The sequence below is a fragment of the Porphyromonas sp. oral taxon 275 genome, assembly GCF_018127745.1.
Classification (GTDB): Bacteria; Bacteroidota; Bacteroidia; order Bacteroidales; family Porphyromonadaceae; genus Porphyromonas.
Genome location: NZ_CP072333.1, coordinates 1,141,468 through 1,154,827, shown reverse-complemented (window position 1 = coordinate 1,154,827; position 13,360 = coordinate 1,141,468). Strand labels below are relative to the sequence as shown.

The 13,360-nt window shown below is 63.0% G+C and carries 10 protein-coding genes; 8 read left to right on the top strand and 2 right to left on the bottom strand.

The genetic code is table 11. From position 1 onward, the window contains the following. Nucleotides 1-3 precede the first annotated feature (3 nt). A complete protein-coding gene (locus J4862_RS04600) occupies nucleotides 4-2,769 on the bottom strand; it encodes a carboxypeptidase regulatory-like domain-containing protein (protein WP_211787961.1) in 2,766 nt (921 codons plus the stop codon). A gap of 161 nt (nucleotides 2,770-2,930) precedes the next feature. On the opposite strand from J4862_RS04600, the gene J4862_RS04595 reads away from it, so the two are divergent. From J4862_RS04595 to J4862_RS04560, 8 genes are all read left to right on the top strand, one after another. Then, entirely contained in the window at nucleotides 2,931-3,974 is a 1,044-nt protein-coding gene (locus J4862_RS04595) for an endonuclease/exonuclease/phosphatase family protein (RefSeq protein WP_211787960.1), read from the top strand. Between the two features lie 566 nt (nucleotides 3,975-4,540). Further along, complete coding sequence (locus tag J4862_RS04590; RefSeq protein WP_211787959.1) at nucleotides 4,541-5,761, top strand: aminotransferase class V-fold PLP-dependent enzyme; 1,221 nt, start codon at nucleotides 4,541-4,543, stop codon at nucleotides 5,759-5,761. A 5-nt stretch (nucleotides 5,762-5,766) separates the two neighbouring features. Further along, on the top strand, nucleotides 5,767-6,372 hold the full coding sequence (locus tag J4862_RS04585; RefSeq protein WP_211787958.1) for a ribonuclease HII: 606 nt from the start codon (nucleotides 5,767-5,769) through the stop codon (nucleotides 6,370-6,372). A gap of 200 nt (nucleotides 6,373-6,572) precedes the next feature. After that, the gene (locus J4862_RS04580) at nucleotides 6,573-7,349 is read left to right on the top strand and encodes a polyprenol monophosphomannose synthase (protein ID WP_211787957.1); all 777 of its coding nucleotides are present in this window, start codon (nucleotides 6,573-6,575) and stop codon (nucleotides 7,347-7,349) included. Nucleotides 7,350-7,370: 21 nt separating this feature from the next. Next, nucleotides 7,371-8,471, top strand: a complete 1,101-nt coding sequence (locus J4862_RS04575) for a DUF2891 domain-containing protein (protein WP_211787956.1) — start codon at nucleotides 7,371-7,373, stop codon at nucleotides 8,469-8,471. Nucleotides 8,472-8,512: 41 nt separating this feature from the next. Further along, nucleotides 8,513-9,727, top strand: a complete 1,215-nt coding sequence (locus J4862_RS04570) for a PAS domain-containing sensor histidine kinase (protein WP_211787955.1) — start codon at nucleotides 8,513-8,515, stop codon at nucleotides 9,725-9,727. 27 nt (nucleotides 9,728-9,754) lie between these two features. Then, nucleotides 9,755-10,258: a GAF domain-containing protein gene (locus J4862_RS04565; protein ID WP_211787954.1), complete on the top strand. Its 504-nt coding sequence runs from the start codon at nucleotides 9,755-9,757 to the stop codon at nucleotides 10,256-10,258. Further along, nucleotides 10,248-11,516 carry a 3-phosphoshikimate 1-carboxyvinyltransferase gene (locus tag J4862_RS04560; RefSeq protein WP_211787953.1) on the top strand — a complete coding sequence of 423 codons (1,269 nt, stop codon included), beginning with the start codon at nucleotides 10,248-10,250 and terminating at the stop codon, nucleotides 11,514-11,516. Before J4862_RS04565 ends, J4862_RS04560 begins: the two co-directional genes overlap by 11 nt. Nucleotides 11,517-11,981: 465 nt before the next feature. On the opposite strand, the gene ffh is transcribed toward J4862_RS04560, so the two are convergent. After that, a complete protein-coding gene (gene ffh, locus J4862_RS04555) occupies nucleotides 11,982-13,337 on the bottom strand; it encodes a signal recognition particle protein (protein ID WP_211787952.1) in 1,356 nt (451 codons plus the stop codon). Between the last annotated feature and the right edge of the window lie 23 nt (nucleotides 13,338-13,360).

The window sequence follows — 13,360 nt, the reverse complement described above, 5'->3', positions numbered from 1 at the left end:
CTATTAGAACTGGAGCGTGGTGTTGAGGAAGAAGGTCGTCCCATAGACGTAGCTCAGCTTCGAGTCGAAGGGACGGAAGGGGATCTGCTGGCCGCTCTCGTCGCGCTGGGTACGCACGCGCAGCTGCTCGAAGCCTCCGCTGGGGAGCTGCTTGTTGTTCAGCACGTTGCTCACCGAGAGGTTGAAGCGCAGGAAGGTGCCGTACTTGATCCGCCACGAGTAGCTTGCGAAGAGGTCGACGGTAAAGCCGTCACGTAGACGCTCGGGGTGGATGTAGGCCTGGTCGAGGGCGGAACGAGCTCGGTCGGTGCGCAGCGCGGGGGCCATGCTCACGTAGTTGCGCCCGAAGTAGTTGGCGTTGATCCCGAAGTTGGCGTACCAGGGGGCGTAGTAGGTGAGCCCTACGGTGGCTGCCGTCTGTGGCGTGCCGCCGACCTGTAGCCCCTTCCAGTAGATGACGTCACGGTCTACGATCTTCTCCGAGTTGTCGATGGTCTGCACGTAGCTGGGGTTGCTGGCGTACTGGTACTGGCCGAGGGCGAGGGCGGCGTTGGCCGTCAGCGTGGGGCTGAGCTTAGCCTCGAGCCCGAGCTCCATCCCGAGGTGGCGTGTGTTGATCCCGGTGAGGATGTAGTTGGAGAAGGAGGCCTGGCTGTCGTCGTAGAAGTTCATCGCCTGCGTGTGGTCAGCGATCTGCGCGTAGAAGCCTGTCAGGCGTCCGCGCAGCCACGGCAGGCGTACCTGATAGCTGGCCTCAGCGCTGAGGATACGCTCGGACTGAGGGTTCTCCACGTAGCTATTGCGTGTGCGAGGCGAGATGAAGACGTTGCGGAAGGTCGGCGCCTGCTCCACGTAGGCGAGGTTGGCCTGCAGGTAGTGGTGCCCGTTGAGCTTGTAGATAGCCCCAGCCTTGGCCGTGAGGTCATTGAACTTCACGCGGTCAGAGAGGCCGTAGGAGTTGTCGGGGAAGAGCCCGCGGCGCTGCTTCCCGTCGCGCTGCATCGCCGTGTGGGTATAGCCCAGAGCACCGTAGACATCCAGCTTGCTGAGCTTATAGGTGGCCTGCCCCCAGGCTACGAAGCGACTCGTCTGCGCCTCGTAGTCGTGCCCGAAGCGATCCCCGCGCTGCACGATGCGGTCGGGGTGATTGAGGTCGACCTGGCTCTTGGAGGCGTCACCGCCGAAGTCGCGCTCGGCGAACTTGTCCACGTCATAGACGAAGTCTGCCCCGAGGAGATCCCCGACGACGGCGAAGTTCTCCGTGCGGTTGTGTCGGTAGCTGAGGCCGCCGTTGAGCTCCAGCTGCTTGAGCGGCTGCCAAGCCATCGTGCTGGCCCAGGCGAACTCCCGCTGATCGGTGTGCCTATCCTCTACCATGTACAGAGCACGACGTCCTGTGGCCAATGCCTCACCTGCGGCATTGCGTACGGTCGCCATATTCCCCCTATTGATAGCATACATACGATCCCAGTCGATATAGCGCGTATTGGGATCGCTGTGCCAGAGCTCGGCGTAGCGTGCTGCTGCCTCGGCGTCTTGGCTCCCAGGGGTAGCCATGCGCGTGAAGTAGGAGGGTAGGTAGCGGTAGTAGTCGGGGCGTGGGTCGGGGGCGTTGTACCAGTTGAGGGCGCTGTAGCTGTTGTAGCCGAAGCGGTAGCTCATCGTCGTCGAGATCTGCAGGCGGCGCTGCAGGTCGTTGAAGTAGTGGCTGAGCTGCACGATAGGCTCGTGGCTGTCTCGGACACGGGCATTGCGCCACGCCCCTGCCTGGCGGCCGATGTTGGGGTTGTAGAAGTTGGAGCCCGCCAGATCGTAGGCCTCCTGAGTGGAGGCGCTGGCTACCCCGCGTCGGGTGGGAGCGCCGAGGGCCATGAGGCTGATGTGATTCGACTCGTCCAGGCGCTTCTCTATGCCGAGGAAGTAGCTCCACGCGTCGTAGAACTGTCCGCGTACATAGCTGTACTGTCCGTCCCCCGAGCGGCGCACGACGCTCGCCAGGAGCGACCAGCCGCGCTTATTCTCTCCCGTCGACCAGGTGAAGGCGAAGCGGTTGGAATAGGTGCGGTTGCTATTGGAGTAGGTCAAGCGGCGCTGGGCCCCGAGCTGCGAGGGGCGTATCGTCACATTGTTCGTGATGCCTACGCTGCCTATGCCCGAGACGATGGGCTCGAAGGACTGGGAGGTCTGCTGCTGTCGGGTGACATCGTTGAGCCCGCCCCACAGGGACCAAGCGGAGTAGCCGCTGTTGAGGTCGTTCATCTCGATGCCATTGAGCATCTGGCTGCTGTAGGGGCTGTCGTAGCCGCGGGCTCTGAAGCGCGCCGCGCTGAAGACATAGCTGGAGGCCGAGAGGAAGGGGTCACGTGAGGAGGTCAGCAGGGCGACGCGGTCGCTGCCGCTGACGGCATCGTCGCTATCCTCACTGATCAGGAGCTCGTCGTAGCGCTCAGCTGTGGTGGGCAGGGGCACGAGCTCCAGCAGAGGCAGTGCCTTGCCCAGGCTGTGGATATAGACGAGCTGCTTAGCCTCGTAGCCTGGGGCGGTGACCGTCAGGGTATAGCGTCCCTCGGGGAGCTGGGGTAGCTGATAGAGACCCCGCGCGTCGACTACGATCTGGCGTGTCGTAGGTCCGTGGAGGCTGATTCGTGCCCCAGGGACAGATAGCCCGCTCTTGCTGTCCCGTACGAGGGCGCCGCTGCTGCTATTCTGCGCCACGGCCCCTAGACTGAGACAGCTGGCTAGGGCGAGGACAGTAATCGTTTTGTTCATAGGATGGCTCTAGGTAAAGGCGGCACGGCGGACGGCCTCCGAGGAGGCTGCTGCGGCACGCGGCATAGTGCGGCCCCCTGCCCTGCCGTGCGATAATTATTACTTTTGCATCTTAAAGGTAGGCATTCTCAAGCAATTCATCAAAGTAAGAGTAAGACCCCATGGTACGCAAACTCACAACGCTCCTCGTGGCGCTGCTCCTCGTGGCGCCAGCGCTATCGGCTCAGCGTCAGATACGTCTGACGGTAGCCTTCTACAATCTAGAGAACCTCTTCGACACCATTGACGGGGAGAATAACGACGCTGACTTCCTCCCCGACGGCTCTAATCAGTGGACGATGGAGAAGTATCAGCAGAAGCTCCACAACATGGCCTACGCCATTAGCCAGATCGGCGGGCAGCGCGGCCCCGACATCATCGGCCTGGCGGAGATCGAGAATAGGGGCGTCCTCGAAGACCTGCTGCGTCAGCCCGAGCTGCGAGATGCGGGCTACCAGATCGTACACTTCGACTCGCCCGACAAGCGTGGGATCGACTGCGCGCTCTTCTACCGCAGCTCCGTCTTCCAGATGACTTCCGCCGAGCCTCACCCCGTGATCCTAGTGGGCGAGGAGTATATCAAGACACGTGATGTGCTGGAGGTCACAGGTAAGCTCCTAGGCGAACCGGTGAGCATCCTCGTCGGGCACTGGCCGAGCCGCGTCGGGGGCGAGCAGGCCTCGCTACGTCGTCGCATGCAGGCGGCTAAGGTAATGCGCTCGGTCACGGACTCCCTGCTCCAGCAGGATCCCCAGGCTAAGGTCATCCTCATGGGGGACTTCAATGACGACCCCACCTCCCCCAGTGTGATGGAGGGACTGCGCAGTAGGAATAGCACCGAAGGCCTGCAGCCAGGCGAACTCTTCAACCCGCTGGCCAAGCACTACCTCTCTGGGCGCGGCACGCTGGCCTACCGTGATGTGTGGAACCTCTTCGATAACATCATCGTCAGCCAAGGCCTTCTGAAGAGCTCCCCCGAGAGCCTCCACCTGCTGCAGGATGCCAAGACGGGAGACTACGGGCATATCTTCGACGCCGACTTCCTTATTCAGAAGACGGGTCACTTCAAGGGCTACCCCTTCCGCACCTTCTCCTCGGGTCGCTTCCAGGGCGGCTATAGCGACCACTTCCCCACCTATATCTATCTGACGCGCACGGTGAAGTAGCAGCCCTTACTGCTGCTAGCACCCTTGTGCTAGAGCTAGTGACATCGCCAGACAGCCCCGCCCCGAGGACAGTACACTTGTCCTCGGGGCGGGGCTGCCTCTTTTGTCCTAGGCGCGTCGCTGCTTGGGCACGGCCTCGCGGCATGGGCTCCTCACCTAGCTTGGGGAAAGAAGTATCGGTCTTGACTTGTAAGGGGGAAGGCTCCAAGTCCTTGCGCTCTACTTGGGGTGCAGCAAAGGTGGGGCAGGGCGATAGCCTCGGCAAGCCTTGCTGAGGGATATCCCTCAGCAGCGTGACTGATAGCCCTCAGGCTCGTGACTGGCGTCCCTCAGGCGGCTGATGGATATCCCCTAGGAGGGCTCTCTCTAGGCTTGAACTTCGCTGAGCGGTCGCAGTCTATTCCTTTCCTCGAGTGCCTGCGTAGGGGAGAGGGGCAGGGGAAAGTCCAGCCGATCGCTAGGGTGCGGGGCGGCTAGCTTCGCGGGGCAGCGCAGCGCTTTTAGCTCCTTTCCTTATCTTTGCCCGAGCCCCCTAGGGGGCTGATCCCCAAGCAAAGAATAAGTCTATGTACGATATAGCAGCGATACGTCAGGAGTTCCCCATCCTGAGCCAAGAGGTCTACGGCAAGCCCTTGGTCTATCTAGATAATGCCGCCACGACGCAGAAGCCGCGCTGCGTCCTCGAGGCCATAGAGCGCGCCTATACCTCGGCCAATGCCAATGTGCACCGCGGCGTGCACTACCTCAGTCAGATAGCCACAGAGCACCACGAGGCGGCACGCCGTCGCGTGGCGGACTTCGTCGGTGCGCCCAGCGCCGAGGGGCTGATCTTCACCCGCGGTACGACCGAGGCGATCAACCTCGTGGCCTACTGCGTCGGCGAGCGCTACGTCAAGCCTGGCGATGAGATCCTCGTCTCGACGATGGAGCACCACGCCAATATCGTCCCCTGGCAGCTGATGTGCGCGCGCCGTGGGGCCGAGCTGCGTGTCGTGCCCCTGACGCCTACGGGCGAGCTGAATATGGAGGCCTACCGCGAGCTGCTCGGTGAGCGGACGCGCCTCGTGGCGCTGGCGCATGTGAGCAATGTCCTCGGCACGGTCAATCCCGTGGCGGAGTGCGTACGCCTAGCCCACGAGGCTGGGGCGCTGGTCCTCCTCGACGGAGCGCAGGCTGTGGCGCACACCTCGGTGGATGTCGCCGCACTCGGGGCGGACTTCTACGCCTTCAGCGCGCACAAGGTCTACGGCCCCACGGGCATAGGGGCGCTCTACGGGCGCCCTGAGCTGCTGGATGAGCTACCGCCCTATATGGGAGGTGGCGAGATGATCGAGCGGGTGAGCTGGGAGCGTACGACCTACAACGTGCTGCCCTTCAAGTTCGAGGCCGGCACGCCTGACTACGTCGGCTCGACGGCCTTTGCCGCTGCGCTGGACTTCGTCAGTACTCTCGGGCTGGACGAGATTGCCGCCCATGAAGAGGAGCTGCTGCACTACGCTACGGAGCGGCTAAGGGGGGAGTTCGAGGACAGCTACATCCTCGGCACAGCTCGGGAGAAGGGAGGCATCCTCTCCTTCGGCATCGGGCAGATCCATCCCTTCGACCTCGGCACGCTGCTGGATCGCCTCGGCATCGCCATACGCACGGGGCATCACTGCGCCGAGCCGCTGTTGCGTAGCCTAGGGCATGAGGCCGTGGCACGCGCCTCCTTCGCTCTCTACAACACGCGTGAGGAGGTCGATCGCTTCTTCGAGGCGCTCCATAGGGTCGTACCCATGCTCCGCTAAGGGCTATGGCTCGAGAAGGAAAGGAGCGCCAGGCACTCCGCGCACACTTCTCCCCGCTGGGGATCATGGAGTGCGGCTGCGATGAGGCGGGGCGGGGCTGCCTGGCTGGACCCGTAGTAGCCGCCGCGGTGATCCTGCCCAAGCGCTTCGCCCATCCGCTGCTCAACGACTCCAAGCAGCTCACCGAGACCCAGCGCGAGCTCCTTCGCCCCATCATCGAGGCTGAGGCGCTGAGCTGGGGAATAGGCGTCTGCAGCCCCGAGGAGATCGACCAGATGAACATCCTGCAGGCCTCCATCACGGCCATGCACCGCGCTATCGATCAGCTCGTGCTGAGCCCCGAGCTGCTGCTCATCGACGGTAACCGCTTCCGTCCCTATCCTGGGATCCCGCATGAGTGCATCGTCAAGGGCGACGCCACCTACCGCAGCATCGCAGCCGCCTCGATCCTGGCGAAGACGGAGCGCGATCGGCTGATGCTGGAGCTAGAGGAGCAGTACCCTGGCTATGGCTTCGCCGAGCATAAGGGCTACCCGACGCCGCAGCATCGCGCCGCCCTCGCTGAGCTTGGCCCGAGCCCCGTGCATCGCCTGAGCTTCCGCCTGCTCTAGCCTTGGGCTCGTCCGCTGCTAGCATCTTGTCCGCTGCACCTTGCCCCTAGGGGCAGGCCTTAGTTCCCCCCTTCCCCTTGAGCCTCTGTGTCCTACCAATCGTAGGCGGTGGCTTCGTGGCACGCGGATTAGAGCTATATTTGTATAAGTAACGATACCCAGGGCAGGGCTATGAGTGCCTGCCCCTACTCAAGATCTATATGCATAGCGACAGCCTAGTCATCATACCCACCTACAATGAGCGTGAGAACATAGCGCAGATGATCGATACGGTCTTTGCCCTGCCTCACGCTTTTCATCTCCTCGTCGTCGACGACGGTTCGCCCGACAGCACCGCCGCCATCGTACGCGAGAAGCAAGCTGAATACCCCGAGGCGCTGCACCTGCTTGAGCGCTCGGGCAAGCAAGGCCTCGGCACTGCCTATATCGCGGGCTTCCGCTGGGCGCTGGAGCGCGACTACGCCTACATCATCGAGATGGACTGCGACTTCAGCCATCCGCCGATCAAGCTGCTGGAGCTGCGCGCTGCCTGCCACGAGCGCGGGGCAGACGTGGCGGTCGGCTCGCGCTACGTGCCTGGCGGCGCGGTGAAGAACTGGCCCCTGGACCGCATCATGATGAGCCGTGGAGCCTCGCTCTACGTGCGCCTCATCATGGGCATGCCCGTCATGGATCCCACGGCGGGCTTCGTCTGCTACCGCCGCGAGGTGCTGGAGACGATGGAGCTCAGTGAGGTGCACTTCAAGGGCTACGCCTTCCAGATCGAGATGAAGTACACGGCCTACTGCCTCGGCTACAAGATCACGGAGGTGCCCATCACCTTCGAGGACCGCGTGCTGGGGACGTCGAAGATGAATACCTCGATCTTCAAGGAGGCCTTCGTCGGTGTCGTCAAGCTTCGCTACTGGCACAGCCGTGGCACCTCCCCCTGCGTCGCCGCTGATCCTCGAGGCACGACGCTAGCGCTCTACCCCTAGGCCTACACTACACTCTGCCCTATGAAGAAGTTCGCCTCCCTCCTTACCCTCCTCGTGCTGCCCCAGCTTGGGCTAGCCCAGCAGCTGACGAGTGCCGATGAGCTGCAGCGCCTGGTGGCCATGCCGCTCAAGAATATCTTCGTCGAGTACCCCAATAAGACGAGCCACATCCAGCTCGACAGCACGGAGCTCGGCCTGTCACCGCGGGATCTGCATCCCGCCTTCTACGGCAGCTTCGACTGGCACAGCTCGGTGCACAGCCACTGGATGCTGGTGGAGGTGCTGGCGACCCAGCCCCAGCTCGGCCTACGTCGTGAGATCATCGCTGCCCTAGACGCCCACCTGACGGCGGAGAAGATGCGCGGCGAGGCCGCCTACTTCGACCGCAAGCTGGCGGGTACCTACGAGCGCACCTACGGCTGGGCCTGGCTGCTGCAGCTCTCACGCCAGCTACACCTGCTCACACGCTCCGAGGACGCCGAGCTCAGGGACAAGGCCAAGGGCTGGAGCCAGGCGGTAGACATCCTAGCCGACAAGATCGTCGCCAAGTGGAAGGCCTACCTGCCGAAGATGCATTACCCCAATCGCATCGGCACGCACTCCAACTCCGCCTTCGCCCTCGGCTTCGCCCTAGACTATGCCCGTGAGCGTGGAGACCGAGACTTCGAGGCCGCGCTGATGGCCAAGGCTCGGGAGCTCTACCTCGGGGACAAGCGCATCCCAGCGCACCTAGAGCCCAACGCGACGGACTTCATCTCCCCCGCGCTGATGACGGCCGACCTCATGACACGCGTCCTCGAGCCTCGCGAGTACCGCCGCTGGTTGAGCCGCTACTTTACCCCCGAGGGGCTAGACCGCCTCTGCCAGCCGCTGGTGATCACGGACCTGACGGACTACACGATCGTCCACCTCGTAGGCCTCTCCTTCACCCGCGCCTGGACGATGGCGCGTGTGGCGCGTGCCCTGCCTCTGCGTGACAAGCTGCGTCAGCGCCTGGAGCGTATGGCCCCGATCATCTACCGCCAGGGGATGGAGCAGATCTTCGCCTCGGGCTATGGCGGCGACCACTGGCTGGCGAGCTTCGCCCGCTATGCCGATGAGGTACTCCAGGGCAAGCAGTAGCCTCGCGACAACCTTAGCCTGGACGTAAGCTCCCCCTTAGCGTGAAGCACTCCCTATACCAGCGCGCCCGGCGTCTCCTCGAGAGCTGGCTACGAGGCGGAGGCCTATGGATCAATAGGCATAGCTACATACGCATCGCGCTGATCATCTCCTCCGTCCTCTTCTCCGTCCTCTCGCTCTTCGTCTCCGATCGGCTCGTGGCCAAGATCGCCCTCGAGGAGCATGAGAAGCTGGAGATGTGGACCAACGCGGTGCGCGCCACCAATTCCTACGACCAGGATATGACGATGACCTACCTCTATCGTATCCTGGAGGCTAATACCGCCATCCCCATCATCGTCACCGACCAGGATGGCGTCATCATCAGCTACAACAATATCGACCTGCCCGAGGAGGGCGCAGAGCGCTACCTACAGCGCGAGCTGGCCCGCATGCGCGGCGGCTATCCCCCGATTGTCATCTCCGAGACGGCCTCCCCGCAGTACGTCTACTATTCGGATAGCAACGGCCTGCGCTACCTGACAATCTTCCCCTACATTCAGCTGGGGGGCTTCGTCCTCTTCCTCCTCGTGGCACTCGTGGCCATCATCTCCCTCAAGCGCTCCGACCAGAACCGCCTCTGGGAGGGGCTTTCCCGCGAGACAGCCCACCAGCTCGGTACGCCCATCTCCTCCCTCATGGCCTGGAAGGAGTACCTAGAGAGCATGGGCACCGAGCCCATGGTCACCGAGGAGATGGGGAAGGACATCGAGCGTCTCGGCATCATCGCCGACCGCTTCCAGAAGATCGGCTCGGCGACCAAGCTCCAGACCCTCGACCTCCACGAGGTGCTGCTGCGTGCCCTGCACTACATGCAGCCACGTATCTCGCGCCAGGTAGAGCTCGTCCCGCCCAAAGCGCCCGAGGAACCTATCCTCGTCTCACTCAGTGAGCCGCTGATCGCCTGGGTCTTCGAGAACTTGATCAAGAACGCTGTCGACGCCATGCAGGGCAAGGGTACGATCAGCTTCGCCTACCAGCTGGGCTCGGACCGCGTCTTTGTCGATATCACGGATACAGGCAAGGGGATCCCTAAGGGCGAGCTGCGCCGTATCTTCCGGCCTGGGGTGACGACCCGCCAGCGTGGCTGGGGGCTCGGGCTCTCGCTGGCGCTGCGCATCATAGAGGAGTACCACAAGGGGCGCATCTACGTCCTGCGCTCCACGCCTGGCGTGGGCACGACCTTCCGCATCGAGCTGGATCGCCTCCCCAGCTGAAGCCCATCACCATTCCCCCTCAAGTATATGGCCGAAGAACTCAAGCTAAGCGGCATCGATCGTCGCACGCGCTACGAAGAGCTCTACCCGCAGCTCGCCGCGCTCCTCTCTAGTGAGCCGCTGCTCCTACCGAACCTTGCGAACTTTGCCGCCGCCCTACGTCAGACCTTCGGCTTCTTCTGGGTAGGCTTCTATCTCGTCGAGGGTGGGGAGCTCATCCTAGGCCCTTTCCAGGGAGACATCGCCTGCACGCGTATCTGTCGTGGCCGTGGGGTCTGCGGCACGGCCTGGGTGGAGGATAGGACGCTCGTCGTCCCTGACGTCGAGGCTTTCCCTGGGCATATCGCCTGCAGCTCGGCCTCTCGTAGCGAGATCGTCGTCCCCGTGCACGATGCCTCGGGGCGTGTCGTCGCCGTCCTCGATATCGACAGCGACGAGCTGGATGACTTCACTGCCGAGCTCGATGCCCCCGAGCTGGAGCGCTACGTGAGGCTCCTTAGTCCACTCTTCCCCTTGCGCGATGACACTTAGACTACAGCCTCGAGAGCTCACAGCCCCGCAGCAACTTAGCTGGAGCCTGCCGAGTTCCAAGAGCCTCACCGCTCGGCGCCTCCTGCTCCATGCGCTGGAGGAGGGTGGGGCTCTGCTACCCCTCGAGCTCGACGCCGATACGCCAGAGGACATACGGGTACTCGTCTCGGCCCTCGAGGCGCATCGCCGCGGCGAGCCCGTCATCCATGTGGGCGCCTCGGGCACGGCTATGCGCTTCCTGACCGCCTATCTCGCGGCGACGACACACTACCCGCTACGCCTCGAGGGCGCGGACCGACAGCACGAGCGCCCGATCGCGCCGCTGGTCACGGCCCTCCGTGGAGCGGGCGCAGACATCACCTATCTAGAGGCGGAGGGCTTCCCGCCCCTCGCGATCGCTCCTGCGCGGCTGGAGGGCGAGCTGCTGGAGCTGGACGCCTCCTCTAGTTCGCAGTACCTCAGTGCCCTCTTGCTCCTCTCCCCGCGACTCAGCCCAGGCTGCTGTATAGAGCTGGGGAATAAGCCGCTTGCCTCTGCTCCCTATGCGGCGATGACCCTGCAGCTCCTCGGGGAGGCTGGCTATCGCTGGGAGCAAGAGGGGACGCGCTACCGCTATCTCGGTAAGGAGCGGGGTGCAGGACTCCAGCCGCTCCGAGACGAAGCAGACTGGAGTGCCGCCTCCTATGCCTACGTCCTGACGAAGCTCCTTCCCCTGGGCTCCAGCTGCTTCCTCAGCAGGCTGCGCTACCCTTCGCTGCAGGGAGATAGTGAGGCGCTGCTGGGTCGCTTTGCCCTGCTTGGGGTGCAGAGCGAAGTTCAGGTGGAGGGCATGCTCCTACGCCATGAGTCTGCCCCAAGCATCAGAGAAATGAGCTGGGAGTTCAACAGCTGCCCTGACCTCGTCCCGAGCTTTGCAGTCCTTGGCTGCGCCCTAGGCCTTCCCTTTCACTTTACGGGCGTCGCGCACCTGCGGCTCAAGGAGTCCGACCGCCTCTCAGCACTGGTGACTGAGCTCGCGAAGCTCGGCTACAGCCTCGAGCTCGCTGGGGATAGTCTGAGCTACGATGGGCGTCCGACGAAGCTCACCGCGGGTGCTCCCCTTCCCACGCTGGCCACCTACCGCGATCACCGCATGGCTATGGCACTGGCGCTGCTGGCGCTGAAGCATCCTGGGCTTGGGATCGCAGATGCGGAGGTCGTCGCGAAGAGCTTCCCCAGCTACTGGCAGCAGCTCGATCCCGTCCTGCAGCTGCGCTAGCTGTGTCGCCCAAGGCTGCTGCAGTCCCTTGCGTTCCGCTGCCATCTTACACCTAAGACAGGGCGAAGGGAAGAAGCTACCCCAGCGGACTCCAGTATAAGGGCGAGGTCTTTGATGGATATCCGTCAGCTCCGTAAGGGACGTCAGTCAGCTTCGTGAGGGCTATCAGTCAGGAGGCTGAGGGATACCCCTCACGAGGCTGGACCCTCGCTGTCGTCCTTCCTAGCCCTCCTTTATCTTAGCATTATAAAGTAAGCGCGCCCCTGGTCTCGAGGACTAGGGGCGCGCTTGTATTGGACGGGGGGCTACTTGTCAGCCAAGGGAGAGGCTCGGGCTAAGTAAGGGAGCAGCGATACGGGACTATGAAAAAGGCTCAGCCCAAGCACTGCCCGCACTGGAGGCGAGGAGTACTTGGGCTGACGATGTGTGGGGCTCGGTCGTGACCGGAGTCCGAGGCGGGGCGGCTTAGAAGCCGAAGCGACCGCCGCCAGGCATCTTGGGGAGCTTGGGGAGCTTGGGCATCTTGCCGCCCTTGAAGCCCTGCAGACTCTTCATCATCTTGCGCGTCTGGGTGAACTGCGTGAGCAGCTTGTTGACATCCTGCACCGAGGTGCCGCTCCCTGCAGCGATACGCTTGCGGCGGTGCCCGTCGAGGATGTGGGGCTTGCTGCGCTCCTCGGGCGTCATCGAGTAGATGATGGCCTCGATGCTCTTGAAGGCATCGTCCTTGATGTCGATATCCTTGAGCGCCTTGCCTATGCCGGGGATCATCGCTGCCAGATCCTTGATGTTGCCCATCTTCTTGATCTGTTGGATCTGGGCTAGGAAGTCGTTGAAGTCGAACTGATCCTTGGCGATGCGCTCCTCGAGACGACGTGCCTCGCGCTCATCGTAGATCTGCTGTGCGCGCTCCACGAGCGAGACGATATCCCCCATGCCGAGGATGCGGTCGGCCATACGCTCGGGGTGGAAGACATCCAGTGCGTCCATCTTCTCGCCCATCCCGACGAACTTGATGGGCTTATCGACGACGGTGCGGATGGAGAGGGCTGCCCCGCCACGTGTGTCCCCGTCAAGCTTGGTGAGGACGACGCCGTCGAAGTTGAGGCGGTCGTTGAAGGCCTTGGCCGTATTCACCGCGTCCTGCCCCGTCATGGAGTCGACGACGAAGAGCGTCTCGCTGGGGCGTACGGCCTCCTTGATCGCCTGGATCTCGCGCATCATCTCCTCGTCTACTGCGAGGCGGCCCGCGGTGTCGATGATCACGACATTGCAGCCCTGGCTCATGGCCTCAGCGATCCCTCGGCGAGCGATCGCCACGGGGTCCTTGCTCTCCAGGTCGTAGTAGACGGGGACGCCGATCTGCTCTGCCAGTACACGCAGCTGCTCGATAGCAGCAGGGCGATAGACGTCGGCCGCTACGAGGAGGGGCTTCTTGGCCTGCTTCGTCTTCAGCAGGGTGGCCAGCTTACCCGAGAAGGTCGTCTTCCCCGAGCCCTGTAGGCCCGACATGAGGATGATGGCGGGGGAGCCCTCGAGGCGGATCTCGCAGGCGGCACCACCCATCAGCTTGGCGAGCTCGTCGTGGACGATCTTGACCATCAGTTCGCCTGGGCGGACGGCGGTCAGGACGTCTTGCCCGAGGGCCTTCTCCTTGACGTCCTCGGTGAACTTCTTAGCGACGTTGTAGTTGACGTCGGCCTCGAGGAGGGCGCGGCGTACGTCCTTGAGGGTCTCGGCGACGTTGAGCTCGGTGATCTTGCCCTCACCCTTGAGGAGCTTGAAGGAGCGCTCTAGGCGCTCACTCAGGTTCTCAAACATATCTATCTCTTATTAAGGGGATC